This is a genomic window from Microbacterium sp. As-52 (assembly GCF_049949185.1).
GTDB lineage: Bacteria > Actinomycetota > Actinomycetes > Actinomycetales > Microbacteriaceae > Microbacterium > Microbacterium maritypicum_A.
In genome coordinates, this window is sequence record NZ_CP188171.1 from 2,830,355 (window position 1) to 2,855,777 (window position 25,423).

At 67.3% G+C, this 25,423-nt stretch carries 31 protein-coding genes and 1 tRNA gene; 16 read left to right on the plus strand and 16 right to left on the minus strand.

Features of this window, described 5'->3' with window-relative positions:
* Positions 1–34 precede the first annotated feature (34 nt).
* On the minus strand, positions 35–568 hold the full coding sequence (locus tag ACLFA2_RS13735) for a hypothetical protein (RefSeq protein WP_021199090.1): 534 nt from the start codon (positions 566–568) through the stop codon (positions 35–37).
* A gap of 137 nt (positions 569–705) precedes the next feature.
* On the opposite strand from ACLFA2_RS13735, the gene ACLFA2_RS13740 reads away from it, so the two are divergent.
* The 5 genes from ACLFA2_RS13740 (at position 706) to ACLFA2_RS13760 (ending at position 5,627) form a co-directional block, all read left to right on the plus strand.
* The gene (locus tag ACLFA2_RS13740; protein WP_017201416.1) at positions 706–1,188 is read left to right on the plus strand and encodes a CarD family transcriptional regulator; all 483 of its coding nucleotides are present in this window, start codon (positions 706–708) and stop codon (positions 1,186–1,188) included.
* 69 nt (positions 1,189–1,257) lie between these two features.
* Complete coding sequence (locus ACLFA2_RS13745) at positions 1,258–2,454, plus strand: bifunctional 2-C-methyl-D-erythritol 4-phosphate cytidylyltransferase/2-C-methyl-D-erythritol 2,4-cyclodiphosphate synthase (protein WP_021199089.1); 1,197 nt, start codon at positions 1,258–1,260, stop codon at positions 2,452–2,454.
* 103 nt (positions 2,455–2,557) lie between these two features.
* Positions 2,558–3,958 (plus strand): cysteine--tRNA ligase, encoded by a 1,401-nt coding sequence (gene cysS / locus ACLFA2_RS13750; protein WP_426621475.1) that lies wholly within the window; start codon positions 2,558–2,560, stop codon positions 3,956–3,958.
* On the plus strand, positions 3,951–4,964 hold the full coding sequence (rlmB, locus tag ACLFA2_RS13755) for a 23S rRNA (guanosine(2251)-2'-O)-methyltransferase RlmB (protein ID WP_021199087.1): 1,014 nt from the start codon (positions 3,951–3,953) through the stop codon (positions 4,962–4,964). Before cysS ends, rlmB begins: the two co-directional genes overlap by 8 nt.
* A gap of 21 nt (positions 4,965–4,985) precedes the next feature.
* The gene (locus tag ACLFA2_RS13760) at positions 4,986–5,627 is read left to right on the plus strand and encodes an NAD(P)-dependent oxidoreductase (protein ID WP_021199086.1); all 642 of its coding nucleotides are present in this window, start codon (positions 4,986–4,988) and stop codon (positions 5,625–5,627) included.
* 179 nt (positions 5,628–5,806) lie between these two features.
* Here the strand turns inward: ACLFA2_RS13760 and ACLFA2_RS13765 are convergent, their stop codons facing one another.
* Together ACLFA2_RS13765 and ACLFA2_RS13770 are read right to left on the minus strand one after the other, a co-directional pair.
* Entirely contained in the window at positions 5,807–7,111 is a 1,305-nt protein-coding gene (locus ACLFA2_RS13765) for a DUF4032 domain-containing protein (RefSeq protein ID WP_029258683.1), read from the minus strand.
* A gap of 83 nt (positions 7,112–7,194) precedes the next feature.
* Positions 7,195–8,298, minus strand: coding sequence for an ABC transporter ATP-binding protein (locus ACLFA2_RS13770; protein ID WP_021199080.1), 1,104 nt, complete (start codon positions 8,296–8,298; stop codon positions 7,195–7,197).
* Between the two features lie 229 nt (positions 8,299–8,527).
* On the opposite strand from ACLFA2_RS13770, the gene ACLFA2_RS13775 reads away from it, so the two are divergent.
* Together ACLFA2_RS13775 and ACLFA2_RS13780 are read left to right on the plus strand one after the other, a co-directional pair.
* On the plus strand, positions 8,528–9,472 hold the full coding sequence (locus ACLFA2_RS13775; protein WP_167255734.1) for a DsbA family protein: 945 nt from the start codon (positions 8,528–8,530) through the stop codon (positions 9,470–9,472).
* 45 nt (positions 9,473–9,517) lie between these two features.
* Positions 9,518–9,590, plus strand: a tRNA-Thr gene (locus ACLFA2_RS13780).
* 81 nt (positions 9,591–9,671) lie between these two features.
* On the opposite strand, the gene ACLFA2_RS13785 is transcribed toward ACLFA2_RS13780, so the two are convergent.
* Positions 9,672–10,151: a tyrosine-type recombinase/integrase gene (locus ACLFA2_RS13785; protein WP_426621476.1), complete on the minus strand. Its 480-nt coding sequence runs from the start codon at positions 10,149–10,151 to the stop codon at positions 9,672–9,674.
* On the opposite strand from ACLFA2_RS13785, the gene ACLFA2_RS13790 reads away from it, so the two are divergent.
* Positions 10,146–10,508: a hypothetical protein gene (locus ACLFA2_RS13790; RefSeq protein WP_021199077.1), complete on the plus strand. Its 363-nt coding sequence runs from the start codon at positions 10,146–10,148 to the stop codon at positions 10,506–10,508. The genes ACLFA2_RS13785 and ACLFA2_RS13790 overlap by 6 nt on opposite strands.
* Before the next feature lie 58 nt (positions 10,509–10,566).
* Here the strand turns inward: ACLFA2_RS13790 and ACLFA2_RS13795 are convergent, their stop codons facing one another.
* Both ACLFA2_RS13795 and ACLFA2_RS13800 read right to left on the minus strand, forming a co-directional pair.
* Positions 10,567–11,379, minus strand: coding sequence for a M15 family metallopeptidase (locus tag ACLFA2_RS13795; protein WP_152525867.1), 813 nt, complete (start codon positions 11,377–11,379; stop codon positions 10,567–10,569).
* Between the two features lie 128 nt (positions 11,380–11,507).
* The gene (locus ACLFA2_RS13800; RefSeq protein WP_021199075.1) at positions 11,508–11,633 is read right to left on the minus strand and encodes a hypothetical protein; all 126 of its coding nucleotides are present in this window, start codon (positions 11,631–11,633) and stop codon (positions 11,508–11,510) included.
* Between the two features lie 504 nt (positions 11,634–12,137).
* On the opposite strand from ACLFA2_RS13800, the gene ACLFA2_RS13805 reads away from it, so the two are divergent.
* Positions 12,138–12,410, plus strand: coding sequence for a hypothetical protein (locus ACLFA2_RS13805; protein ID WP_426621477.1), 273 nt, complete (start codon positions 12,138–12,140; stop codon positions 12,408–12,410).
* Positions 12,411–12,525: 115 nt separating this feature from the next.
* Here the strand turns inward: ACLFA2_RS13805 and ACLFA2_RS13810 are convergent, their stop codons facing one another.
* Entirely contained in the window at positions 12,526–12,702 is a 177-nt protein-coding gene (locus tag ACLFA2_RS13810; RefSeq protein ID WP_426621478.1) for a hypothetical protein, read from the minus strand.
* A gap of 151 nt (positions 12,703–12,853) precedes the next feature.
* The gene (locus ACLFA2_RS13815) at positions 12,854–13,681 is read right to left on the minus strand and encodes a M15 family metallopeptidase (RefSeq protein WP_426621479.1); all 828 of its coding nucleotides are present in this window, start codon (positions 13,679–13,681) and stop codon (positions 12,854–12,856) included.
* A gap of 469 nt (positions 13,682–14,150) precedes the next feature.
* On the opposite strand from ACLFA2_RS13815, the gene ACLFA2_RS13820 reads away from it, so the two are divergent.
* Entirely contained in the window at positions 14,151–14,429 is a 279-nt protein-coding gene (locus ACLFA2_RS13820) for a hypothetical protein (protein ID WP_426621480.1), read from the plus strand.
* Positions 14,430–14,460: 31 nt separating this feature from the next.
* Here the strand turns inward: ACLFA2_RS13820 and ACLFA2_RS13825 are convergent, their stop codons facing one another.
* Positions 14,461–14,799, minus strand: coding sequence for a hypothetical protein (locus tag ACLFA2_RS13825; protein WP_021199067.1), 339 nt, complete (start codon positions 14,797–14,799; stop codon positions 14,461–14,463).
* A 239-nt stretch (positions 14,800–15,038) separates the two neighbouring features.
* Here ACLFA2_RS13825 and ppk2 point away from each other — a divergent pair, with 239 nt between their 5' ends.
* Both ppk2 and ACLFA2_RS13835 read left to right on the plus strand, forming a co-directional pair.
* Positions 15,039–15,959 carry a polyphosphate kinase 2 gene (gene ppk2, locus ACLFA2_RS13830; RefSeq protein WP_426621481.1) on the plus strand — a complete coding sequence of 307 codons (921 nt, stop codon included), beginning with the start codon at positions 15,039–15,041 and terminating at the stop codon, positions 15,957–15,959.
* Entirely contained in the window at positions 15,937–16,890 is a 954-nt protein-coding gene (locus tag ACLFA2_RS13835) for an aldo/keto reductase (RefSeq protein WP_426621482.1), read from the plus strand. The genes ppk2 and ACLFA2_RS13835 overlap by 23 nt, the downstream gene beginning before the upstream one ends.
* 10 nt (positions 16,891–16,900) lie before the next feature.
* On the opposite strand, the gene ACLFA2_RS13840 is transcribed toward ACLFA2_RS13835, so the two are convergent.
* The 5 genes from ACLFA2_RS13840 to ACLFA2_RS13860 all read right to left on the minus strand — a co-directional run bounded on the left by ACLFA2_RS13840 (position 16,901) and on the right by ACLFA2_RS13860 (position 21,300).
* Entirely contained in the window at positions 16,901–17,575 is a 675-nt protein-coding gene (locus tag ACLFA2_RS13840) for a response regulator transcription factor (RefSeq protein WP_021199064.1), read from the minus strand.
* Positions 17,572–18,846, minus strand: a complete 1,275-nt coding sequence (locus tag ACLFA2_RS13845; protein WP_426621483.1) for a sensor histidine kinase — start codon at positions 18,844–18,846, stop codon at positions 17,572–17,574. The genes ACLFA2_RS13840 and ACLFA2_RS13845 overlap by 4 nt, the downstream gene beginning before the upstream one ends.
* A gap of 9 nt (positions 18,847–18,855) precedes the next feature.
* The gene (locus ACLFA2_RS13850) at positions 18,856–19,671 is read right to left on the minus strand and encodes an ABC transporter permease (RefSeq protein ID WP_426621484.1); all 816 of its coding nucleotides are present in this window, start codon (positions 19,669–19,671) and stop codon (positions 18,856–18,858) included.
* Positions 19,668–20,579 (minus strand): ABC transporter ATP-binding protein, encoded by a 912-nt coding sequence (locus tag ACLFA2_RS13855; protein ID WP_021199061.1) that lies wholly within the window; start codon positions 20,577–20,579, stop codon positions 19,668–19,670. The genes ACLFA2_RS13850 and ACLFA2_RS13855 overlap by 4 nt, the downstream gene beginning before the upstream one ends.
* Positions 20,580–20,673: 94 nt before the next feature.
* The gene (locus ACLFA2_RS13860; protein ID WP_029267207.1) at positions 20,674–21,300 is read right to left on the minus strand and encodes an SOS response-associated peptidase family protein; all 627 of its coding nucleotides are present in this window, start codon (positions 21,298–21,300) and stop codon (positions 20,674–20,676) included.
* A gap of 101 nt (positions 21,301–21,401) precedes the next feature.
* On the opposite strand from ACLFA2_RS13860, the gene ACLFA2_RS13865 reads away from it, so the two are divergent.
* Positions 21,402–22,313 carry a DMT family transporter gene (locus ACLFA2_RS13865; protein ID WP_426622476.1) on the plus strand — a complete coding sequence of 304 codons (912 nt, stop codon included), beginning with the start codon at positions 21,402–21,404 and terminating at the stop codon, positions 22,311–22,313.
* A gap of 4 nt (positions 22,314–22,317) precedes the next feature.
* Here the strand turns inward: ACLFA2_RS13865 and ACLFA2_RS13870 are convergent, their stop codons facing one another.
* Together ACLFA2_RS13870 and msrB are read right to left on the minus strand one after the other, a co-directional pair.
* On the minus strand, positions 22,318–22,956 hold the full coding sequence (locus ACLFA2_RS13870) for a nitroreductase family protein (RefSeq protein WP_426621485.1): 639 nt from the start codon (positions 22,954–22,956) through the stop codon (positions 22,318–22,320).
* Entirely contained in the window at positions 22,953–23,357 is a 405-nt protein-coding gene (gene msrB / locus ACLFA2_RS13875; RefSeq protein WP_021199057.1) for a peptide-methionine (R)-S-oxide reductase MsrB, read from the minus strand. Before msrB ends, ACLFA2_RS13870 begins: the two co-directional genes overlap by 4 nt.
* 71 nt (positions 23,358–23,428) lie before the next feature.
* Between msrB and ACLFA2_RS13880 the strand changes: the two genes are divergently transcribed.
* From ACLFA2_RS13880 to ACLFA2_RS13890, 3 genes are all read left to right on the plus strand, one after another.
* Entirely contained in the window at positions 23,429–24,421 is a 993-nt protein-coding gene (locus tag ACLFA2_RS13880; protein WP_426621486.1) for a DUF2332 family protein, read from the plus strand.
* A 9-nt stretch (positions 24,422–24,430) separates the two neighbouring features.
* Entirely contained in the window at positions 24,431–24,688 is a 258-nt protein-coding gene (locus ACLFA2_RS13885) for a DUF3263 domain-containing protein (protein ID WP_021199055.1), read from the plus strand.
* Between the two features lie 81 nt (positions 24,689–24,769).
* Complete coding sequence (locus tag ACLFA2_RS13890) at positions 24,770–25,348, plus strand: LytR C-terminal domain-containing protein (protein WP_426621487.1); 579 nt, start codon at positions 24,770–24,772, stop codon at positions 25,346–25,348.
* The last annotated feature ends 75 nt before the right edge of the window (positions 25,349–25,423 follow it).

Sequence of the window (25,423 nt, forward strand, 5' to 3'; positions counted from 1 at the left end):
GGGGGTGCCGGCCTCTTCTCGATGCGGTGACGCGTCAGTTCGCGGGCGCCGGAGCTGCCGTGTCGGTCGGCAGGGGTGTCGGGCGAGGGGTCGACTCCTTCTCGGAGGGGACCAGGTCTGCGTAGTACGGGAGAGTGCCGTCGAGTACGGGCACCTCGGTCTTGACGCCGGTGGAGTCTCCGGACTGGAAGTGCATCTCCACCGTGGCGCCGGGCTTGGTGTCGAGGCCGACGATGCGCAGCGGCTCCTCATCCGCGCCCAGGCTCACCGTGCCCCCTGCGGGGACGGTGACGACGAGCGGATCCAGGCCCTCGACGGTGATCGTCAGGGTCGCCTTCTCCTCGGAGGGGTTCACGATGGCGGCGACGAAGTTTCCGGTCGACCCGTCTTCGGTGGCAACCACGAGGGCGTTGCGCACGTCGATCGGGCCGTCGGCGTCGGACACGTTCACTCCGTCGGACGCGGCGTACTCGGTCTTGGTGGACTGCGGGGTGATGAACGTGCACCCGGTCGCACCGAGCAGAACGAGGGCGCTGAGGGCTGCAGACGCAACAAGGCGCGATTTCACGGGTCCTCCTGAGGTCCGGCGGGGATATCCGCATCCATTCTATGCGTAAGTCGTGAGGGCTCCTGCGGCACCGGAGGCGCGAACCTTAGCGCATGACCCCTGTGGTATCCTTGAGGTTGCCGAAAGGACACGTTTTTATGCTTTTTGAGGTTGGCGAGACCGTCGTCTATCCCCACCATGGCGCTGCGACCATCATCGAGGTCAAAGAGCGCATCATCAAGGGTGAGGCGAAGAAATACCTGAAGCTCAACGTCACCCAGGGCGATCTCATCATTGAGGTCCCCGCGGAGAATGTCGACCTGGTCGGCGTTCGTGACGTCATCGGCAAGGAAGGCCTCGATCATGTTTTCGAGGTGCTGCGAGCACCCTTCACAGAAGAGCCCACGAACTGGTCGCGTCGGTACAAGGCGAACCTCGAGAAGCTCGCCTCCGGCGATGTGATCAAGGTGAGCGAAGTCGTTCGCGACCTGTGGCGTCGTGACCAGGACCGCGGACTCTCCGCGGGTGAGAAGCGGATGCTGGCGAAGGCTCGTCAGATCCTCATCTCCGAGCTGGCGCTCGCCGAGAAGACCGACGAGGACAAGGCGGGCGCACTGCTCGACGAGGTCCTCGCGTCCTGAGCTGTTCCACGACGAAAGGCGGGTGCTTCGGCATCCGCCTTTCGTCGTCTTCGCCGGTAACGTGATGCTGTGACCATCCTCCCCGTCCCGCGTACCGCGATCATCGTCGTCGCCGCCGGCTCAGGCACGCGTCTGGGCGCACGCGCCCCGAAGGCCTTCGTCGGTATCGATGCCCGTCCCATCCTTCGCCATGCGCTCGACGGCGTCTTCGCCGCGGCCCCGGCCCAGGTCATCGTGGTCGCCCCGGAAGGGTGGGAGGGCGACGCCGAGACAGAGCTTCGAGAGGCCGCCGGCGAACGGGCCGACCTCGGGCGTGTGGTCGTGGGCGGTGCGACCAGACAGCAGTCGGTCGCGGCGGGTCTCGCCGCGCTCTGGGGTGACGTCGAGACGGTGCTGGTGCACGATGCGGCGCGCGCTCTCACCCCTCCGACGCAGATCGATGCGGTCGCCGCGTCGGTGACGGCAGATGTCGGCGTGATCCCGGCGCTGCCCGTCGTCGACACCCTCAAGAAGGTCGTGGACGGTGTCGTCGTCGCCGCCGTCGACCGTTCCGAACTCGCCGCGGCGCAGACGCCGCAGGGGTTCCCGAGGACGCTGCTCGAGTCCGCGTACGCCGCGGCACGCGACGGTGGCACCGAGTACACCGACGATGCGGCGCTGTTCGCTGCGGCGGGTCATCCCGTGCGCTACATCGGGGGCTCCGAGCGGGCTTTCAAGATCACCACGCCGGCCGACCTCGAGCGTGCCCGGCATCTGCTCGGCACGAGAGCCGCGGCATCCGGCATCCCCCGCGTGGGCATCGGGACGGATGTCCACGCTTTCGGCGGCGAAGGGAACCTGTGGCTCGCCGGGCTCGAATGGGAGGGGGAGCAGCCGCTGTCCGGTCATTCGGACGGAGACGCCGTCGCTCACGCGATGGTCGACGCGCTCCTCGGGGCCGCGGGTCTCGGCGACATCGGGGAGCACTTCGGCACCTCGCACCCCGAGTACGCCGGCGCGCACGCCGACGTCTTCCTCGCCCGCACCCGCGAGCTCCTTGCTGGAGCCGGATTCGACATCGGCAACGTCTCGGTGCAGTTCCAGGGCAATCGGCCGCGTTTCAGCCCTCGACGGGCAGAGGCCGAGGGCGTTCTGTCCGCTGTCCTCGGTGCCCCGGTGACGGTGACCGCGACGACGACGGACGGGCTCGGATTCCCCGGGCGGGGCGAGGGCATCGCGGTGACGGCCATCGCGTCGGTGATCCCCACCGGTCCCAGAGAAGGCTGACGATCAGGGGAGGAGGCCTCCCGGTCGGTCGCCGAACGTAATATCGGACGGCGAATAACGCTGCGGGGGCTGGCGCTCAGCGGTCGCCGAGTAGGCTTGAGCGGTGACAGTCCGCCTCTACGACACCCGCGCGCAGCAGCTGCGCGACTTCGTGCCTCTCGATCCCGAGAACATCACGATGTACGTGTGTGGACCCACGGTGCAGTCGGGGCCCCACATCGGGCACGTCCGGGCCGCTCTGAGCTTCGATCTGCTGCGCCGCTGGCTGGAGTACCGCCACGGTCGGGTCACGTTCGTGCGCAACGTCACCGACATCGACGACAAGGTGCTCGCCAACGCGACGGACTCCGAGCCGTGGTGGGCATTGGCGTACCGGATGGAGCAGGAGTTCACCGCGGCGTATGCGGGTGTCGGCATCCTGCCGCCGACCTACGAGCCTCGGGCCACGGCGTCCGTGCCGCAGATGCAGGAACTCATCGCGGTGCTGATCGAACGCGGCCACGCCTACCCGGCGCCCGACAGCTCCGGCGACGTGTACTTCGACGTGCGCTCCTGGGCGGAGTACGGATCGCTCACCCATCAGTCCCTCGACGCCATGGAGGCCGCAGAGGATGCGGACCCTCGGGGCAAGCGCAACCCGCAGGACTTCGCGCTCTGGAAGGGCAGCAAGCCCGAAGAGCCGGCCGATGCGACCTGGGCGTCGCCGTGGGGATCCGGGCGGCCCGGATGGCACATCGAATGCTCCGCGATGTCGAAGCGCTATCTCGGCGCCGAGTTCGACATCCATGGGGGAGGGCTCGACCTGCGCTTCCCGCACCACGAGAACGAGCTCGCGCAGTCGACGGCAGCAGGTGACGGCTTCGCGCGCTACTGGGTGCACAACGGGCTCGTGACCGTCGACGGCCAGAAGATGTCGAAGTCGTTGGGGAACTTCACGTTGGCGGCCGATGTGCTGGCCGCGCACGATCCACTGGTGGTGCGGTACGCACTCGCCGCCGCCCACTACCGGTCGAGCCTCGACCTCGGCGACTCGTCGTGGGCCGAGGCCGAGGCGGCTCTCAACCGGATCGGCACGTTCCAGCAACGTGCCGCACGTGTTGCCGGAGGGGGCATCGGGTTCCTCCTGTCGCAGAGCCTCCCCGCCGCGTTCGCAGAGGCGATGGATGATGACCTCGGCGTGCCCCAGGCGCTCGCGGTGCTGCACGAGACGGTGCGTGCGGGAAACGCAGCGCTGGACGCGGGGGAGGACACCGCCGCGCTCGACGCGCTGCGTGCCGTGCTGGCGATGACTTCCGTCCTCGGCCTCACACGGACAACCGGGGCGAAGGCCGACGCCTCGCAATCCGCTCTGGACGCCCTCGTCCAGACGATGATCACCCAGCGCGCTCAGGCACGCGCTGACAAGGACTGGGCGGCGGCGGATCGCCTCCGAGATGCGATCGCCGCCGCAGGAATCACGCTGGAGGACACTCCGGCCGGAACTCATTGGAGTATCGATGGCTAAGCCAGGGCGCCCCGGCGCGAGCAAGGGAAACAAGAAGGGCCCGACCAAGGGCACCGGCGGACTCGGGCGCAAGGCGCTCGAGGGGCGGGGACCGACGCCGAAGGCAGAGGACCGCGCCTGGCACCCGGCGGGCAAGCGCAAGGCCGCAGCCGAGCGCTACGCGGCCGCCACGGGCGGCAAGGGACGCCCCGGCGGCAGTCGGCCGGGCTCCGGTGGCGGGGGGAACCGTGCGCCGAAGGCCAAGGCGGGCGACGACACCGAGAATGTCACGGGTCGCAACTCGGTCCTCGAGGCACTGCGGGCGAAGATTCCGGCGACGGCGTTCTACATCGCGCAGCGCGTCGAGATGGACGACCGCGTGAAGGAGATGCTCTCGATCGCCACGCATCGGGGCATCCCCGTGATGGAGGTCACGCGTCCGGAGCTCGACCGTATGGCCGGGTTCGACGGCGTGCACCAGGGTGTCGCGATCAAGGTGCCGCCGTACGAGTACGCGCACCCGCAGGATCTGCTCGAGCAGGTCATCGACCGCGGAGAGGTCCCCCTGTTCGTCGCCCTCGACGGCATCACCGACCCCCGCAACCTGGGCGCCATCATCCGTTCCACCGCGGCGTTCGGCGGGCAGGGCGTCATCCTTCCCCAGCGTCGCTCGGCCGGCGTCAACTCGGCGGCTTGGAAGACCAGCGCCGGAGCCGTCGCCCGAACACCCGTGGCGCTGGCGACCAACCTCACCACGCAGCTCAAGGAGTTCAAGAAGCAGGGCGTGTTCGTGCTCGGTCTCGACGGTGACGGCGACGTGTCGCTCCCCGAGCTGCAGCTCGCCGATCGTCCCGTCGTGATCGTGGTCGGCTCGGAGGGCAAGGGACTGTCGCGCCTGGTGTCCGAGACCTGTGACCAGATCGTCTCGATTCCGATCTCCGCGGCCACCGAGTCGCTGAACGCCGGTATCGCGACATCCGTCGCCCTGTACCAGGTCGCGTCGCTCCGCGCCGCGAAGAAGAACTAGACGTCCGAGGGAAGGCTGACCGTGGCTCGCATCATCGTGATCGGAGGGACCGGGTACGCCGGTCGCCACATCGTCACGGAGGCGGTGAGTCGTGGCCACGCCGTCATCGCGATCTCGCGTTCGGAACCGACCGATCCGGTGGCCGGAGCCGCCTACCTGCAGGGCTCCGCGCTCGACCTGGCGCCCCTCGCGGACGCGTTCGTCGGTGCGGATGCCGTGGTGTCGGCGCTCTCTCCACGCGGCGACATGGAAGACCGTGCGCTCGAGGCGCTGTCGAACGTCGTCGAGCAGATCGCCGGTACGGCGACCCGTCTCGGCGTGGTCGGCGGTGCCGGAGGAAGCCTGGTGGCGCCCGGAGGCCCGCGTCTGTTCGATCAGGACTTCCCCGAGGAGTACAAGCACGAGGCGCAGGTCGGGATCGACTCGCTCGCGCTCCTCGAGGCGACCGACGCGGGACTGGACTGGTTCTTCATCCATCCGGCTGAGGTGTTCGGTCCTTGGGCGGAGGGCGAGCGTACCGGCCGCTATCGCGACGGGGGCGATGTGATCGTCCGCGATGCCGAAGGCAAGTCGTACATCTCCGGGGCCGATTTCGCCGTCGCCGTGGTCGACGAGATCGAGCAGGGCAACCACCACCGCGAGCGTTTCACCGTCGGCTACTGACCCCCACGCTCCGCCCACTCTCTCTCCCCCCCCCACGCCCGCCGGGCCGCGTCGAGATCACGTGAGCTCGCCGAGCGCACGGCTTGCTGGCGTCAACAGGCGGTGCACTCGAAGACAACCCGTGCACTCGACTACCCCCGCACTCGCCGACAACCCGTGCGCGGGGAGCGGAGGGGCGGTCAGACCAGGTCGCGCCAGTCGACGTCCTCATCCTCGTCGGCCACCGGGGTCACGCCGGTGATCACCGGAAGGCTCATCGTCTCGGTGGGCGGCCCCATGATGGTGGCTTCGTCGCGCCGGTGGCGCAGCACCTCGTTGATGTAGCTGGTGAGCACCTCGGCGAGTGGGATCGAGCGTCCTTCCGCCTGAGACAGGTACCAGCGGTGTTCCAGCACCTGGTGGAACACCTCAGCCGGCTCGAGCTTGGCGCGCAGCTCGTAGGGGATCGCGCGAACGACGGGCTCGAACACGCGGGTGAGCCACTCGTGCGCGTACATCTCTTCGTCCGCCCATTGCTTGGTCGAGCGCGCGCGGAACTCGTCGAGGTCGTTGAGCAGCCGTCGTGCCTGGTTCTCCTCCACGTCGAGCCCCGTGAGACGGATGAGGCGCCGCTGATGATGCCCGGCGTCCACGACCTTCGGCTGGATCTCGACGACGGTGCCGTCCGCGGTGGTCGACATCGACATCTCATCGATGTCGAATCCGAGGGCGTTGAGCCGTTCCACGCGCTCGGTGATGCGCCACGTCTCGGCGGCGGAGAAGGACTCCTGTGCGGTGAGCTCGGCCCAGAGCGAGCGGTAGGACGACACGATGCCGTCGGCGATCGCGACCGCATCCACCCCGTGCTCGAGGCGTCCGCCGGCGGCGAGGTCCATGATCTCGCCGGCGATGTTCGTTCGAGCGAGGTCGAGGTCGTAGGCGCGCTGCCCATCGGTCAGACCCTCCTCATGGAGCTCTCCGGTCTCCGCGTCGACGAGATAGGCGGCGAAGGCCCCGGCATCACGACGGAAGAGGGTGTTCGACAGGGAGACGTCGCCCCAGTAGAAGCCCACGTTGTGGAGGCGCACGAGCAGCAGCGCGAGCGCGTCGACCAGACGGTTGGCGGTGTCCGGGCGCAGGACGCGCGTGAACAGCGCACGGTACGGCATCGAGAAGCGCAGGTGCGAGGTGACCAGTGCCGCGGGGAGGGGATCGCCATGGGCATCGGTGCGCCCCGCGATCACAGCGACCCGGTCGACGCACGGTACGTCGAGCCGGGCGAGGTTGCCCAGCATGTCGTACTCGCGCTGTGCCATCTCGGCAGTGGTCTCCTTGACGGCGACGACGCGACCCGAGAGGTCGGCGAACCGGACGAGGTGGCGGGAGAGCCCCTTGGGGAGCGAGACGATGTGCTCGGACGGCCACTTGGCGAGCGTGGTGGACCAGGGGAGGGCGAGCAGTCCCGGATCGACCTTGCTGGCGGTGATCCGCAGCGAATCCTGCATGATGCTCCTGGTGGCGTACGAAGAGGAAAAAGAGACGCGGCGCAGGCGACCGAGGTCAGCCTGCGCCGCGTCTGTGGATCCGATCAGGCGGAGACGACCGGCTTGTCGTTCAGACGGTCACCCGACTCGATGTCGAACGCGTGCACGTGGCCGGCCGAGGCGGCGAGCGTGACGGTCTCGCCGGCGTTCGGGTGGTTGCGACCGTCGACGCGAGCGACGAGGTCGGCGCGCTTGCCGTTGATCTCGGTGTGACCGTAGAGGTAGCCGTCGGCGCCGAGCTCTTCGACGAGGTCGACCGTGACCGAGAGGCCCTTGCCGTCGGCGGGGCCGACGACGATGTCCTCCGGACGCACGCCGACCGTCACCTGCGAACCGTTGGCGCGACCGACGGTGTCGCGGTCGAGCGGGACGACCTCGGTGCCGAAGCGGATGCCGCCCTCGGCGAGGTCGGCCGAGAACAGGTTCATCGCGGGCGAGCCGATGAAGCCGGCGACGAAGACGTTGTTCGGCTTCTCGTACAGGTCGCGGGGCGAGCCGACCTGCTGGAGCAGACCGTCCTTGAGGACCGCGATGCGGTCGCCCATGGTCAGCGCCTCGGTCTGGTCGTGGGTGACGTAGACCGTGGTGACGCCGAGACGACGCTGCAGCGATGCGATCTGGGTACGGGTCTGGACGCGGAGCTTGGCGTCGAGGTTCGACAGCGGCTCGTCCATGAGGAACACCTGCGGCTGACGCACGATCGCACGGCCCATGGCGACACGCTGACGCTGACCACCGGAGAGGGCCTTCGGCTTGCGGGTCAGGTAGGGCTCGAGGTCGAGGAGCTTCGCGGCCTCGAGCACGCGTGCGGCGCGCTCTTCCTTGCCGACGCCGGCGATCTTGAGCGCGAAGCCCATGTTCTCGGCGACGGTCATGTGCGGGTACAGGGCGTAATTCTGGAAGACCATCGCGATGTCGCGGTCCTTCGGCGGGACGTCGGTCACGTCGCGGTCGCCGATGAGGATGCGGCCGGCGTTGACCTCTTCGAGGCCGGCGAGCATACGCAGAGATGTGGACTTACCGCAACCGGAAGGACCGACGAGGACGAGGAACTCTCCGTCACCGACCTCGAGGTTCAGCTTGTCGACGGCCGGACGGGTTCCACCGGGGTACAGGCGGGTGGCTTCGTCGAAAGTCACAGATGCCATTGTGTTTCTCCTTCACCGGCAGGTACGTGCCGGACGATCCGTAGTGATGAAGCGGTGGGATGAGCCACCGTGACCCGTCTTTGGGTCGAGATCAGTATGACATGAACGGCTGTACCTGGGTATTTCTCAGCCTCACTGGTTAGCATCGATCTCGGCCGCGCCCAGCGGCGATCGTCGCTCAGCGGCGGTCGGGGCCAACCCGGACCCCCGCAGACTCACAAGAGGAACGATGTCGAGCGACGAAACGCCGAACGTCCCCACACCTCGCAATTCTCGCGAGGCCGTGCGGGAGAAGGCTCAGAAAGTGCACGCCCAGCAGTCGAGGGCGCGCCTCATGCGACGGATCATCATCGGCGCCGTCGCCGTCGTCGCGGTGGGGGCGATCGGCACCGCCGTGACCCTTGCGGTGTCCGCTCAGGTGTCGAAGCCGAAGCTCACCCCGACGGGGATGGAGTCGGATGGCGTCGTCGTCACCGACATCACCGCCGTTGCCGGATCCGATGAGGTCCCCGCGACGCCCTCGGCAGAGCCGACCGATGCGGGCGCTTCGACTGAGCCGACCCCCAGCGCGACCTCCTCCGACAAGGTCGACATCCACGTCTACGTCGACTACCTCTCGCCGGACGCCGGAAAGTTCGAGCGGGCAAATGCGCGTCAGCTCGCCGGTTGGATCGAGGAGGGGGCGGTCACCGTCAGCTACCACCCGGTCGCCTTGCTCACCGCGAGCTCGAACGGCACCAAGTACTCGTTGCGTTCCGCCGCGGCCGCCGCGTGCGTCGCCACGCACTCGCCTGCGCAGTTCTACGCCTTCAATCACGACCTGCTCGACGACCAGCCCGAGGTCGGCAGTGACGGGATGTCAGACGAGGACCTGGCGAATCTGGCAGCCGCCGTCGGCACCGACAACACCAAGGCCGTCCGGTCGTGCATCGAGAACGGTGACTTCGTCGGTTGGGCGAAGGAGGCGACCACGCGCGCGCTCGACGGACCGCTCGCCGGCTCGAAAGACCTGATGCTCAACACCGCGCCCATGATCGTCGCGAACGGCGAGGCGTACGTCGGTGCGTTCGACGACCCGGCCGAGTTCTCGCAGTTCGTGCTGAGCGTCGCGAGCGATGCCTCCCGTGAGACGCCGTCTCCGACGCCCACGTCGACCACCACGCCCGCCCCGTAGTTCGAACCGGGGTCGATGCCATCGCTAAGCTGATGGATGGCATCCGCCGACTTGGCGCAATTGGTAGCGCACCGTACTTGTAATACGGGGGTTACGGGTTCGAGTCCCGTAGTCGGCTCAAGAAATACCAGTTCAAAACAAAGAAAATCGCCCCGGCTCCTTCGTGGAGTCGGGGCGATTCGTTGTTTATCCATGGTTTTCAGGTGAACAGCTTGGACAGAACAAGTCCGGCCGCGGGGCCGCGGTGCACCTCGTCGGCGTAGTGCAGGCGCGTGGTGCGCTCGTCCTCGTGGCCGAGTTGCTCCTTCGCTGCCTGAATGCCGAGCTCGTCACGCATCACCGTCGCGACGGTCTTCCGGAAGCTCTTCGGCGTCGTGCCCTTCCAAGGCGTATCGCGCAGCGCCTCGCGCCAGGAGGTGCGGTAGTTGTTCGGGTGGCGGAATGTGCCGACTCTCGATGCGAACACGAACGCCGAGTACGACGCGACGCGACGGCGCAGCAGCATGTCGACGACATGGTCGGGCAGCTCCAGCTCGCGATAGCCGGCATCCGACTTCGTGAACTCCTGCACGAAGAACTTGCCATCGCGGTCCTGCGCGATCGTACGGCGGATCGTGACGCGCTTCGCATCGAGGTCGAGCTGATCCCACTGCAGCGGGCCATCAGGACGGCGGTGCAAGTCATCGTCGGCGCCGCAGCCGTCCTCGCGACGATCGTGATCGTCGCGCCACAGATCATCGACGCCGTCGCCGACGTCGTGCCCGGCCCCACCATCGCCTGGGCGACCGCCGCGATCGCGGCCCTCGCCGCGGTCAGCGCTGCAATCGCGCGCGTGATGGCGATCCCCGCTGTCGACGAGTGGCTGCGCAAGTTCGGTGCAGGCTCCGCGCCGGCCGGCGCAGTCGCGTACCGCGGCCAAGACGGCAACTCCACTGGCCTAACCCGCCGGCAGCGGCGCGCGATGCACGACGGCACCGACGATAAGGCGCACCTCCGCTCCGCGATCTCTGACCACAACGATCGCCTCGGGCTCTAAATGAGAGACCCCACCTGGCTTCGGCCGGGTGGGGTCTCCGTGGTTCGAGGACGGTCGGTTACTGGCCTAGGTACCAGCTCTTCCACTGATTGAAGGATCCTTGCGTGAGGAACGCCGCGTTTCCGTGTTGGCCGGCGAGCTGGTTCGCCAGGGCCTGGTCAGTGGTCTCGAGCCAAGCCGCGTTGCCGACTCCGTCACCAGCGAGCGCGAAGGTGGTGACGCCGTTGACGGTCGTGTAGTACAGAGAAGCCATGTTGTTGTTCCTTCGATGGATGTCAAAATCGGGGTTGTCTTCAGGTGTGGGAGTTGTCCCGGTGTAGCTGCCGTTGTACTCCCAATGCCAGTTCTCGATCCGGCTGAAATACCGGCCGGTCCATGACCAGCCGAACGCGAGCGCGTTGGCTTGGAGCCATCGGTGACCAGCGCTCGCGGAGCTGCTGTACACCTCGCCTCCGAAGTCGGCTGCGATCGCCCAACCATGGTTCGAGGTGCCGGGGTATACGGCGAGGTTGCCGCCATTCAGGTAGTCGTTCCATGCTCGCCATTGACCGGCGAGATCGCGATAGCCGTCGTTGAGGATCAGCGTCCTTCCCAATGCGCCCCGATAGGCTGCGCGAAGGGCAACCATTGCGACAGCAGCATCGTTTCGGAAGCGATGGCCGTCGACCGAGGTGAGCTGGTCTAAAGGGATCTGGCCGTTGGCGTACCCTCCCCACGCGGAGGCGGGCTCGGGGTCGAGGACGGACGCCCCGACGAAAGCCGTCGCGGCGACGCCGCCAGCTGCGAGGAGAAGCGAGCGTCGAGTAATCGTTCGACCGCCTCCCTCTAGTTCCGAAGGATTCCTGAAATCGCGTATCAGTGGTGGACTCACGGGTACAACGTATTGAACCTCATGACGAAAGCGCTGTCCCCTCTTTGGCCTACAGACACGTCAGGACTGACCTCGATAGGTTGAGAGACCCCCACCTTGCTTCGGCCGGGTGGGGGTCTTCTGTCGTTTCAGGCCGTGCGCACGGACAGCAGCTGCCAGCCCTCGGGGACCAACGCGATGAGCGCGTCCATGTTCTCCGCTTCGATCTCCCGGAGGCCGTCGCGTCGCTGGAACTTTCCCTCAACGGAGCGCATCGATCGGCTTTCTCCATCGTCGCCATGGCCGACACCAGGTCCCATCCGGCGGGTGCCTGAGCGGTGAGCTACGCGCGCACGTCGGCGAGATCTTCACCCTTGAGCGTCACAGAGTGGGCTTCGACAGGGCGGATGAGTCCGATGAGCATCAGACCAGCCTAGGAGAGTTCGTCATCGGCGAGGGCCACGGCGTTACCCCACACCTGTGAGACTCGGGGCGGCCGATCTGGGATTGGCTGGCAGGGTTGGCGTTGGCCGTTCCTACCGTGTTCGTGACTCACCCCAAACCTGGCCCCTTCGGGTGCCTTCTGCTGGACATGTCCGTACTCGATGGGACGGCCGACGTCGACCCGGCCCACATCGGTGGCTTGATTAGAAGCCTGTCCAACCGATCAAGGTTGTGACCCCTCACAGAGTTGCCCCGAAGTGATTTCCTCCCGGATCAACGCCGGCCGCGTGCGGCCAGCCCTGAATGATCCATCGAGAGGAAAGGAGGCGGCCGCGGTGACTATCGTCGCGCAATCCCGCTCCTATGTCATCGGCGTGGACTGCCACGCCCGCACCCACACTTACGCCATCATCGACCCGCGAACCGGCGAGCAGCTCGGCTGCGAACAGTTCCCGACGACCCCGCCCGGCATCCACCGGGCAATTAGCTGGGCGGCCCGCCGCACGGGCGGCGACGCGTCCACGCTCTGGGCGATCGAGGGGCACAGCAAACGAGAGATCCTCCGCATCATCAAGCGCTACCTCGCCCGCAGGCTATTCGAATGCTGAACACACTCCACGCCGCCCCCGCGCCAGCTTGACATCCATCGAAGCGTCCAACATCGAAACGTCTCCTGCTCAGCACGGAACTCGATGCCAGCGGCGAGGGACTGGAAAGAACGAGCTAGGCGTCGACGCGCACCGCCTCGCGGACGCGGCGCCGCGGTGCATGTGGGTAGATGGCCATAGGCTGCTCACGCACGTCCATCTCGCGGTCGGTGAGCGATTGCAGCGGGCCGTGCTTCTCGGCCTCGAGGATCGATCGCGCCTGCGATTGCATGTCACGGTAAGCGGAGAGCATCACCCCAGGGTTCCCCATCGCCGGCGATTCCTTGATGACCGGATCCGCGCATTGGTGAGGATAGTCCAGGCGGGTAGTGCTGAGGTCGCTCAAACGAAAACGCCCTCACCCGGTCTCTCGCTGGGTGAGGGCGTTCGTCTTCGTGCTGAACCTATGCCGTGGGAGCACCAATGTACTGTGCAAGGAACGTGAAGGTTTCCCACGTCACCCCCGGGACCGCCGAGAGTTCGGGCAGAGGCAACAGGTCGGTCGCTCCGTACTGGCGCAGTGTGTTCACCTGCATGCGGAAGTCGTTGTACTGCTGCTGGCTCCCAAAGTCGGTCTTGCCTCCGTACCGCAGATGCACGATGACGCCGCTCGGGACCTTGACGATAGCTTCCATGCTTCCAACCTCCGGTTGTGCGGGAGACGGCCCCCCGGTGAATGTTCCGTTGAATTCCCAATGCCATGCCTCATCCGGTCCGCCCGGGTCTCCGGGCTCAGCCCATTGAGGATGGATCCATCCGTACGCAGGGCCGTGGGCCTTGAGCCATAGATAGATCGGATGCGAGTAGCCGATCTGTACTCGGCTCGTGTTCGCGACGTCAATCGCGATTGCCCAGCCATGATTCGAAGTGCCTGGTTCGGCGGCCTTGTCGCCGTACTTCTTCTTCGCCCGGACCTGCTCGTCGTAGTCCCGATATCCGTCGTTGATCGTGATGTTATGGCCGAAGCTCGATCGGAATGCCTCGTTCAAGGTCACGAGTGCGGCGCAGGCGTCTCTTCTGAGAATCCGCACAGTGTCCCACGGGATCGGCTCGAGCACGGACGTCGGGATGTTCCCGTTGCTGTACCCGCCCCAAGCGGCGTGGGCCACGTCTCCCTCAAGCAGAGACCCTCCGACTGACGCCGCGATTGCCGCGATCGCCGATGCCGTCAGGAAGCCGCGACGCGATATGGGTGCACGCCGGGGAGGTTCATCTGCTGTCGAGGGGAGCATTCGTGCACCATATCGAGATATTCAGGTTGAGCCAAATTCCACGGATGTCAAAGAAAGGCTCAGGCATCATCACACTGATGACGGTCGGGCTGAAGTCACGATCGTTTTGCGAGTCGGGACCGGGCACGCATCTCAGAGCCCGGAAACCGGCTGGATCGCCTGCTCGAACAGAGAGGTCAGCGCAGGCCCTGCGACGGCCCAAATGAGATCCAAAAGCCCTGTGGAGCTCGTGCTGGTGGGACCGCCCCTCGCCAGCTTGACATTCATAGAAGCGTCCAGCATCGGAACGTCTTCTCTTCCGCGCGGAACTCGACGACGGCGGCGAGGGGAGTGGAGCGCACGATCTGGGCACTGCCCACGGAAGTGCCCACGCTCTGCGCGCGGAAACGGATCAGCTGCAGAATCCGGTTGCCGGCAGCGTGTCCGTGGCCCCGACGGGATCGCGGGTGGAGGGTCGTAGGCTGGTCTGATGCTCCACGGACTGATCCGCCCGCTCGAAGCCCACAGCGTCACCCTCAAAGGCGAAGATCTCGCCGAGGTCCGTGCACAGCTCACCGCCCAGGCGCCTGCGGGATGGGACCTGGTGTCGGCCATGGCGACGATGGAGAAGGCCGGATCGATGCGATCCGTCGAGGGCAAGTTCCTGCGTCGCGACGGCATCCACGAGATCGAGGGTGACGACATGGCCGCGCTCGAGTCCCAGGTGCCGGAAGGATGGCAGCTGCTCTCCGTGTGGCGGGCGAGCTGACGCGCGTCCGCACGTCGCTCATTCGGAGAGTTCAGTCCAGGTGAGGTGAGCCCGCGTCGCCGGTCGGCGGCGCTTCGACCACTTCCTCGATGAGGCTGATCCCGCCCGTGGAGCTCGCCGACTGCATGAGGTCCTGAATCCATTTCGGGTTGAGCTGAGGGGCCTCTGGCTCGTCGAAGGTGAAGCGCAGGGGGATCGATGGGTGCAGCCAGATGGTCGAACGGCCGGGGGCGTCGCCGTCGGGGTGCCGCCACGACAGGGTGAAGCTCTCATTGCGCCGCAATTTCGTGGCGATGACCACTTTGAGATGTGCGAGTGCGCGGTCCTCGATGTGGATCTCGTCACCGCTGCCGTACTGGATCGTTCCCATGAGTGAACGATAGCCGCGACTTCGACCTCGTCGCGTCTCCGGTGACGGGCTGGGTGCGAGAAGTACATTCCGGAGTATCGCGCTACAAGGTGATATGTTACTAAGCGTTGAGTTTCCTGGTGGATTGAACGAGATCACGCCGGGTCGATGACGGCGCAGGTGGCCGACTCCCCGCCGCGGCCACCTGCGCTTTGCCTCATGCGTCGCGCGATCCAGAAGCGCCAGGGGAGGGGGAGGCGATGGGCAGCTCGTCCGAACTCCCGACGGTCACGTCGGAGCGGCAGCCCGGCTACCCCCACGCGCAGGCGCTCACACGGGAGGCATACGCGCGCGAGAAACGACTGCTGCAGATCGAACTCCTCAAACTCCAGGCGCACATCACGCGCTCGTCGGGACGGGTCCTCATCTTGTTCGAGGGGCGGGATGCGGCGGGCGCGGGCGGTGCGATCGCACGCTTCATGGAGCACCTGAACCCCCGCGGCGCTCGTGTCGTCGCGCTCGACAAACCCAGTGATGTCGAGCGGACGCAGTGGTATTTCCAGCGCTACGTCGCGCATCTGCCGTCGGGCGGTGAGATCGTGCTGATGGATCGCTCCTGGTACAACCGAGCGGGCGTCGAACGCGTGATGGGGTACTGCTCGTCGGCGGAGTACGAGGAGTTCATCCAGACCGCGCCGGAGTTCGAGCGCATGCTCGTCGGTTCGGGCATCCGCCTCATCAAGCTGTGGTTCTCGATCGGCGAGGCGGAACAACGGCGCCGGTTCACCCGCCGCGGCGAGGATCCGCTCAAGCAGTGGAAGCTCAGCCCCACCGACCTCACGAGCGTCGACAGATGGGAGGACTACACCGAGGCAGCGGCGGCCATGTTCTTCCACACGGACACCCCGGCCCTCCCGTGGGTCGTCATCTCGTCGAACGACAAGAGGCGCGCGCGGCTGGAAGCGATGAGATGTGTTCTCGCACGGTTCGACTATCCGGGCAAGGACCCGATGGTCGCCCACGCTCCGGATCCGCGGATCGTGGGCCGCCCCTCGCAGATCCACGACGCGGGGGGAGGCATCGCCACCGTGACGTTCATGGAGCGCAACACGGCGTCGTCCGGGAATGCGGGAGGCGGGATCACCGGTTGCTCTCATCATGACCCGCATCGGTACCAGTGATCTTGACGTCCTTCCGCTCTCGCTCGGCGGCAACGTGTTCGGCTGGACAGCCGACCGCGACACGTCCTTCGCCGTCCTCGACACCTTCGTGGACGGAGGCGGAGACTTCATCGACACCGCCGACTCGTACAGCGCCTGGGTGCCGGGAAACGAAGGAGGAGAGAGTGAGACGATCGTCGGCGAGTGGTTGGCCTCGCGCAAACCTGCGGGTGTGGTCGTCGCGACCAAGGTCAGTCAGCACCCGCAGTTCCGCGGCCTCTCCGCCGCGAATGTCCGCAAGGCCGCCGAGGCCTCGCTGAAGCGCCTGGGCATCGATGAGATCGACCTGTACTACGCGCATTTCGATGACGAGACCGTTCCGCTGGAGGAGACCGTCAGCGCATTCGGGCGACTGGTCGAAGACGGCCTGGTCCGGCACATCGCCGTGTCGAACTACTCCGCCGAGCGTATCCGCGAGTGGGTCGAGATCGCCCGTCACCTCGGAGTCGCGCTGCCGGTCGCGGTGCAGCCGCACTACAACCTCGTGCACCGCAACGAGGTCGAGGACACGATCATCCCGGTCGCCGAGGAGTTCGACCTCGGACTCATCCCGTATTACTCCCTGGCCAGTGGCTTCCTCACCGGCAAGTACCGCTCGACGGACGCCGCGGGTCAGACTTCGCCCCGGGCGCAGGGCGCCGCGAAATACGCCACCGAAGCGGGCCTGCGGATCATCGACGCGCTCGAGGAGATCGGCGATGTGCACGGCGCTTCGATCGCCGCGACCTCGCTCGCGTGGCTTCGCGCACAACCGACCGTGGTCGCACCGATCGCGAGCGCGCGAACCGTGGAACAGGTTCCCGACCTGCTCGCCGGGGCGCGTCTGGAGCTCTCGGACGATGAGGTGCAGCGGCTCGACCGCGTCTCGGAATGGGCGCCGTCGCGAGCCTGATGAGATCGGGCTAGTCGCCGACGAGCCCGAGCCGATGCGCCAGGATGACCGCGTGGATCCTGTCCCGCGCGCTGAGCTTCGCCAGCACACGACCGACGTGGGTCTTGACCGTGGACTCGCCGACGTACAGACTCTGAGCGATCTCTGCGTTGGTGAGTCCGCGGCCGATCGCGAGGAAGACGTCCCGCTCACGTTCCGTGAGCGATTCGAGAGCAGCGCTCTCCTCTGCGGCCGGAGTCGCGGGCGCTCCGCCGAGCCGAGGCGTCACGTGCTCCAGCAGCGCTCTCGTCACACGCGGGGACAGCACCGCATCCCCGCGGTGGACGGCGCGCACCGCGGAGATCATCTCGTGGCGCTGGGCATCCTTCAACAGGAATCCGCTCGCGCCCGCGCGGATGGCTCCGAACGCGTATTCGTCGAGATCGAAGGTGGTCAGAACGAGCACCTTGGTCTGCGGACGTTCTCGGACGATGGCCTCGGTGGCGGCGATGCCGTCCAGCTCCGGCATCCGGATGTCCATCAGCACCAGGTCGGGAGCGAGCAGCGCGCTCTGCGTGATCGCCGCTTTCCCGTCGCCGGCTTCGCCGATGACGACGATGTCCTCCTCAGACTCCAGCACCATGCGGAAGCCGAGACGGATCAGCTCCTGGTCATCCACCAGCAGCACTCTGATCGCCTGCGTCATGCGTCGTCCTCCATCGTCTGTCGCGGTGCGGCGGGCCTGCTTCCCGATGTGGGAAGCACCGCCCGCAGAATCCATCGTCCTCCATCCGCAGGTGCGGATCGCACCGTCCCATGCACATGGGCGGCACGCTCAGAGAGCCCGCGCACACCGAATCCGTCTGAGCCGATCTCACCCGAGACGCCGTCGTTGACGATCTCGATCACGACCGTGTCGGCCGTGTACTCCAGCCGCACGGTGATGCTCTTCGCGGTCGGGGCGTGGCGCATGGCGTTGGTCACGCCCTCCTGCACGATCCTGCCGATCGCATGCGCGACGGCGGGGGAGACATCGGCCTGCCCGATGACGGTGAGCGTCGCCGGGTAGCCCGCGCGCTGAGCCGTCTCCACGGTGTCACGCGCGGGTACGGGTTGCATCGGCGCCAGGGGCAGCGGCGATTCGTCGTCGCGCAGCACACCGAGCATCGAACGCATCTCGGTGAGAGCGCCTCTGGCGGTGTCCGCGACGGATACCGCAGCCCTCCGGGCCTGTTCTCGATCGGGGGTGGCGGCCGCCCCTTCGGACAGTGCGACGATCACGGTGAGGGAGTGGGAGACGATATCGTGCATCTCCCGTGCGATGCGGGCGCGTTCCGATGCGGCGGCGAGTTGCGCCTGCTGATCGCGCTCGATCAGGAGTTGACGGGATCGGTCGATGATGGCGAGGAGATAGCGCTTGCGGCCGCCCACATTGACCCCGACGAGCGTGCCGATGAGCCCGAGCGCGACGTAGCCGAGGGCGGTATCGATGCCGACCTGGAACAGGGTCGTGCCGGTCAGCATGAGGATCGTGGTGAGTCCGAGGAACCAAGCGGCACCGATCCCGTAACAGATCCAGGCCAGACGCGCCGATCTGTAGACCGCCACGCCGTAGCAGGCGACGAGCAGGAGGACGATGCCTCCGGACATGCCTGTGAACAGTCCGACGGTCCCCAGGATCACCGCGGCGACGAAGGGACCCAGGGGTGCCCGTCGACGCCAGAGGAGAGTGCTGCATCCGATCGCGACCATCACCAACGTCGCGATGTTGATGGCGATGTATGTGCCCTCCGGGAGCGAGGTGTTGGGGTACGGCGCGGCGGGGGCGAGGGACAGGAACAGGCAGATCAGCGCGAGCAGGATGTCGGCGAACAGCGGATGGCGGGCCCAGAACCGTCGGAACAGGCCCGGGGCGCGCGGAAGCCGCAGCTCCTCGTCCTCGCGGACCGAGTCGCTGCGGCTTCGCGTTCTGCTCACAGGCCGACTTTACGCGTCGCGGGTGCGCAGCACGCCCCACGCGACGGCGGCACCACCCACGACCCAGCAGCCCAGCGTCAGGAACGCAACCGGAGCGTCGAGCGCGGCACCGGCTCCGGGCATGATCGCACTCCGTGCGGCCGCGTCCGGAAGGTAGGCGGCGGCCTGCAGGACCCATGCCCATGTCTCTCCGGCGAAGGAGAAGAAGTTCGCCACGATCGGCAGGACGAACAGCACACCGACGGTCGCGGCGATGGCGCCCGCACCGGAGCGCAGGACGAATCCGAACGCGACGCCGATGAGGGCGAAGACGGCCATCGACAGGGAAGCCACCACGATCGGAAGCACCGACGCTGTCGGGTCCGACCAGTCGATGCCCTGGTCACGCGGGGCGACGATGAGGGAGACAGCCACCGCGGAGACGACGAAGATCACCAGCGACGAGACGAACAGGAACAGTGCCAGCACCGTCGACTTCGCGGCCAGCACCGAACCGCGAATCGGGTTCGCAGTGAGCGTCGAACGGATCATCCCCGTGGAGTACTCGCCGGTGACCGAGATCGCGCCGATGATGCCGGCGAGCAGCATCGTGAACTGGATCGGCATGACCACGGCCTGGATCGGGCTGAAGTCCGGCACGTCGACAGCGAGGGCGATGAGCACGGCGATGCCGACCGTGAGGGCGGCGGTGATGCCGATCGACCACCACGTCGAGCGCAGGGTGGCGAGCTTGATCCACTCGCCGCGCAGTGCGCGCATGAATGTCAGCCGACGACCGGTTTCGACGCGTGTCCGCGTGGGAGCGGGAGCCTGTGTCGTGGTCATGAGATCTCCTTGGTGCGGTACTCGACGGAGTCGCCGGTGAGGGCGAGATAGGCGTCTTCGAGTGATCCGGTGGTCGGGGTGAGTTCGTGGAGCGGGATGCCGCGGTCGGCGGCCAGATCGCCGATCCGCGCGGCGGGCAGCCCCACGATGTCGAGCAGATCGGGAGCCGAGCTCACGATCTCCACCTCCGGCCCTCCGACGGCGGCAGCCAGGTCGGCTGGTCTCGGTGTGCGGACCCGCACCGTGTTCCGAGTCCAGGAGCGCACGAGCTCCGCGAGCGGGGCATCCGCGAGCACCCGACCGCGGCCCATCACGATGACGTGGTCGGCGGTCTGCGCCATCTCACTCATCAGGTGGCTCGAGAGCAGCACGGTGCGCCCCTCTGATGCCACGTGACGGACGAACTGGCGCACCCAGCGCACCCCCTCGGGGTCGAGGCCGTTCACCGGCTCGTCGAGGATCAGCGTGTGCGGGTCGCCGAGCAGCGCCGAAGCGATGCCGAGGCGCTGCCCCATTCCGAGCGAGAATCCGCCCGCGCGTTTACGTGCCACCGACCCGATGCCCGCAAGGTCGATGACCTCATCGACTCGGGAGGAGGGGATGCCGTGTGTCGCGGCCATGGCGCGGAGGTGGTTGCGAGCGGTGCGACCGGTGTGCACCGCCTTGGCGTCGAGGAGGACACCGACTTCGGTGAGAGGTGCGCGGAGCTTGCGGTACTCGCGTCCGGCGATGGTGGCACGCCCCGACGTCGGGCGGTCGAGGCCGACGATCATCCGCATGGTGGTCGACTTCCCGGCGCCGTTCGGGCCGAGGAAGCCGGTGACGCTGCCCGGCTTGACCGTGAACGACACGTCGTCGACGGCGGTCTTGTCTCCGAACCTCTTCGTGAGGCCTTCTGCTGTGATCATGGGCACAACGTTACGGAGCGCCCCGGGTGTCGCGCGTCCCCCTCAGGTACACATCTGACGGCGAAGTGTCCGACCCGCGTGGGACATCAGAGGGTCAGGCGCGAGGGCGAGCCTGCACCCGCGCGGCCATCTCGTCTGAAGCGATGACGGCCTCGTCGATGATCTCCCGCGACGCCGGTGCGGTCAGCCAGTCATGGCTCAGGGTGGACGGGACGAGGAGGGGCATCCGGTCGTGCAGGTCGACGAGGTGAGGGGGAGCGGGACGCATCACGATGGAATAGCACGTGAACCACTCGCCGTCGGCCGTGCGGCCGCGCTGCGTGACCGCAGCCATGCCGAACAGAGTGCCGTCGTCGACGATGAACTCGTTCCACTGCCGAGACGGCTTCTGCATCTCGTACCAGCTCGTCGCGGGGACGATCGCTCTCGACTTCGCCCCGCCCGGACGCTCCTGCAGCCGCTCCGAGCGGGTGTTGATCGAGGGGAACTTAGCCGGCTCGCCGTCGACGAGGAACCCCCACCACGCGGGTTCGAGGGTCGGGGCGGTGTCTGGCTGCACGATCAACGGGTTGAGGTTGCGCAGGTTCTTGCCCGTCGGTCGGACGGTCTCGCCGGCGTTCTCCTGCGCCCACACGCGGAGGCCCTCGAGCACCGCATCGTCGGCGGCGGCGAGGAGTTCGGCATCGGTGAATCGGGGATCGAGTCCGTAGCTCGCGCACATGCCGCCAGCGTAGTCCCGGCCTCGGACATTCACGGGAGAGGAGCGGCCGGCGGCTCGGGTAGGGTCGACAGGTGCCAGAGACCCGTCGACTTCCCGCTCCGCTGGCCCTCGGAGGAGCGGTCGCGATCGGTGTCATGACGGCGATCCAGGCGCGGATCAACGGGGTGCTCGGTGTGCGCGTCGACGATGGGATCGTCGCCGGCTTCCTCTCGTTCTCCGTGGGACTCGTGGCGCTCGCCGTCGTGATCTCCGCCCTCCCGTCGGCTCGGCGAGGCGTCGCACGCCTGTGGAGCGGCATCCGACACCAGACGATCCCCGTCTGGATGCTGCTCGGGGGAGCGTGTGGCGCACTCACCGTCTCGACGCAAGGTCTCACCGCCGGTGTGCTCGGCGTCTCCCTGTTCACCGTCGGTGTGGTGGCGGGGCAGACCGTTCACGGCCTCGTGCTCGATCGGATCGGATTCGGGCCCGCAGGAGTCGTGGCGGTCACGCCAGGGCGGGTGCTCGGGGGGCTGCTCGCGCTCGCCGCGGTCGGCATCTCGCTCTCCGGCGACGTGCTGGCCACCGCGCCGCTGTGGATGCTGCTGCTCCCGTTCGCCGCGGGTGTCGGGATCGCCTGGCAGGCAGCGACCAACGGGCGCCTGGCCCAGCGGGCGCGTTCGCCCCTCGCCGCCACTCTGATGAGCTTCATCGCCGGCACCGTGGTGCTCGCCCTGGCATCCGGGGTGAGCATCGCGTTCCGCGGCGCACCGGCGGGGCTTCCCACCGAGCCCTGGCTGTACCTCGGAGGGTTCCTTGGTGCCTCCTACATCCTCCTCGGCACGTTCATCGTGGCGCAGACCGGGGTGCTGCTCATGGGCCTGGGGCCGGTGCTCGGGCAATTGGTCACGTCGGTCGTGATCGACGTCATGTGGCCGCCCGCGGCCGGACCAGCGCTCTGGCAGGTGCTCGCGATGGTCGTCGTGGCCGTCGCGTCGGTGGTGGTCGCGGTCCCGTGGCCGCGTCGCCGCTGAAGGGTTACTTCTTCTCGGCCTTCTTCGCCTTCTTCGCTTTCTTGGCGTTCTTCACCTTCTTCACCTTCTCGGTGTTCGTCGCCGTCTTCGGGGCATTCTCGGCATTCGCCTGCGGCATGCGCGTGACGAGCGCGCGTGCATCTATGGGCTTGCGTCGACCGGGCTTCTTGTCTTCGGGCTTGCCTCCCACATACAGCCAGCCGAGGAGCTCCTCGTTCTCGGCGAGGCCGTGAGCTCTGGCGACCGCCTTCGCGCGCGTGTAGTGGCCGGTGCGCCAGATGACGCCCCACCCCGCTTCGTCGAGGAGCAGGCTCAGCATGTGGGCGACACCGGAGGCGACGGCCTCCTGTTCCCAACGGGGTACCTTCTCGCTCTTCCGGTAACTGGCGACGACGGCGATGAGCAGAGGGGCACGAAGCGGCTTCGACGAGGGCGAGGAGTCGCCCTGGGCTTCGGCGATCGCCGCGCCCAGCACCTCGCGATCCGCGCCGCGGAGTTCGATCAGCCGCCAGGGGCGCAGAGAAGAATGATCGGCCACACGGCCGGCCGCCGAGATGAACGTGAGAAGTTCGTCGCGAGTCGGGGCGGTGTCTTCGACCTTCGACCAGGACTGCCGTGCCAGGACAGCGTCGAGGGCGCTCACGAGGCTTCGGGAGTGAAGTTCAGTGCGATCGAGTTCATGCAGTAGCGGTCGCCGGTCGGCGTGCCGAATCCGTCGGGGAAGACATGGCCGAGGTGCGATCCGCAGTTGGCGCAGCGCACCTCGGTGCGCACCATCCCGAGGCTGTCGTCCTCGATGAGTTCGACCGCATCGGGGCGGATCGACTCGTAGAAGCTCGGCCATCCGCATCCGGAGTCGAACTTCGTGCCGCTCTTGAAGAGTTCGGCATCGCATGCGCCACAGGTGTACAGGCCCGCCCGCTCCTCATCGAGCAGCTCGCCGGTCCAGGCCCGCTCGGTCGCGGCCTGGCGCAGCACCGCGTACTGCTCTTCGCCGAGCTCCTCGCGCCATTCTTCTTCGGTCTTGTCCACGCTGTACGACATGTGTCCTCCTGAGTCCCGTCCATTCTCCCCCGTGCGACGGGGTATCGGGTGCTCCGGGTCAGAATGGACGCATGACGGATGCCGTGCAGGAACGTTACGCACGATTCGCCCGTGACGAGGCCCCCGGCCGCAGCGCGCTGTACGCGGAATGGGCGGCCGGCGTGGCGGCCGATGTCGAGGTGAGGCGCATCCTGCTGCGGATTCCCGAGACCCGGAGGCAGCCGCCCCTCGTGTTCGCCGTCACCCGTCTGCTTGGGGCCGAGCTCGCCGGTTATCCGCAGTGGCGGGACTTCGTGCTGCGCAACACCGACGAGGTGGTGGCGGAATGCGGCCGTCGCAGCCTGCAGACGAACGAACCGCTGCGCCTCGCCGCGCTGCTTCCCGTGCTGTCCGAGATCGAGGGTCCGATCGCGTTGCTCGAGATCGGAGCCTCCGCCGGGCTGTGTCTCTATCCCGACAGGTACTCGTACCGCTTCGTCGATGAAGAGGGTGCGCTCCGCGTCGGCCTTGATCCCGTGGAGGGACCGTCGACCGTCGTGCTGGAGAGCCGGGTGACCGGCGCGATGCCCCCGCTGCGGATGCCGCAGGTGGCGTGGCGGGCGGGCATCGATCTGGCGCCGCTCGACGCGGCCGACCCACGTGACCGGGGATGGCTGCGGGGACTCGTGTGGCCGGGTGAGGAGGGACGGGAGCAGCGGATCGATGCTGCGCTCGAGATCGCGGCCTCCGATCCCGCACTGCTCCTCGTCGGAGACGCTCTGGAACGCATCGATGCCCTGGCGGCTGCCGCGCCTGGGAATGCCACGCTCGTCATCACCACACCCGGAGTGCTGGTGCACATCCCGCGAGCGCAGCGGAACGCGCTGGTCGCCCGCATAGCCGCGCTGGACGCCCGCTGGATCACGATCGATCCGCCGGGCGCGCTCGACGTCTGGGTGCCGTCGGTGGATGCGGACGGCTGGCCGGGCTTCGTCGTCGCCATCGACGGGAGGGTGCGCGCCGCCGCCGATCCCCTCGGAGGCTGGTGGGAGTGGCGAACGTCTCCCTCGCCCGTCGCGTCCTAACCTGGACTCATGCTCGGAGACCTGACGGAGCGCGATCGCGCGATCCTCGCCATCGAGGTCGCCTGGCCGCGGCACGGCTCAGCCAAGGAAGAAGTCATCCGCGCCCAGCTGGGCATGAGTTCGGCCCGCTATTACCAGCTCCTCGGGCGGCTCATCGAGTCGGAAGCCGCTCTGGAGTACGATCCGATGCTGGTGCGGCGGCTGCGCCGCATCCGGGATTCACGCGCCAGGCAGCGCTCGGCTCGCACACCGGGTTTCGTCGGCTGAGAAGAGCCGTCGGCGGCTTCCCGAATCGGGTGTTCCGCGCCGCGGATCGGAATGCCAGGAAGGTGACGCTAGCATCGAGGGGTGTCCAAGCCCTCCCGCGATCGCTTCGATGACGTTCCCCGTTCCTCCGGACGTGTGGGAGCGCATCGCGCCGAAGCTCCGGGGATGAACGGCTGGGTCGTGCTGCTCTGGTCCTTCGTCGCCGCCCTCGTCCTCATCATCGCCGGGATCTTCGGTTCCCTCGTGGTGATGGGGCGCATCTCGCTCTTTCCCGAGGCGGTGTCCACGCCGGTCCCCACTCCGGTCGAGACGGGTGTGGTGGACACCTCGGTCTCCGTGATGATCCTCAACGGCACGCCGGACGAGGGGCTCGACACGCAGATGCGGGACGTCCTCGTCAACAATGGATGGGCGCCGGACATCGTCTTCGCCGGAGACAGCTCGAGTCAGGACTTCGCCACCACCACCGTCTTCTACGTCAACGATGAGGATGAGCTCGCCGCGATCGGATTGGCGAACCTCCTCGGTGGCGCTGCCGTGCAGCAGAGCGACTATTACTCCGGTCAGACGGAGGACGGTCTGAAGCAGTTCACGGTGGTGATCGGCCTCGATCGATCGAGTTCCGCGCCCGAGACGCCCGGGGAGACCCCGGCCCCCTGACCTCCGCGTGCGCCGCTCCTCCGGCGGCTTGCACTCGAAGGTGTCGAGTGCCAGAATGGCGTTAGCACTCTCTTA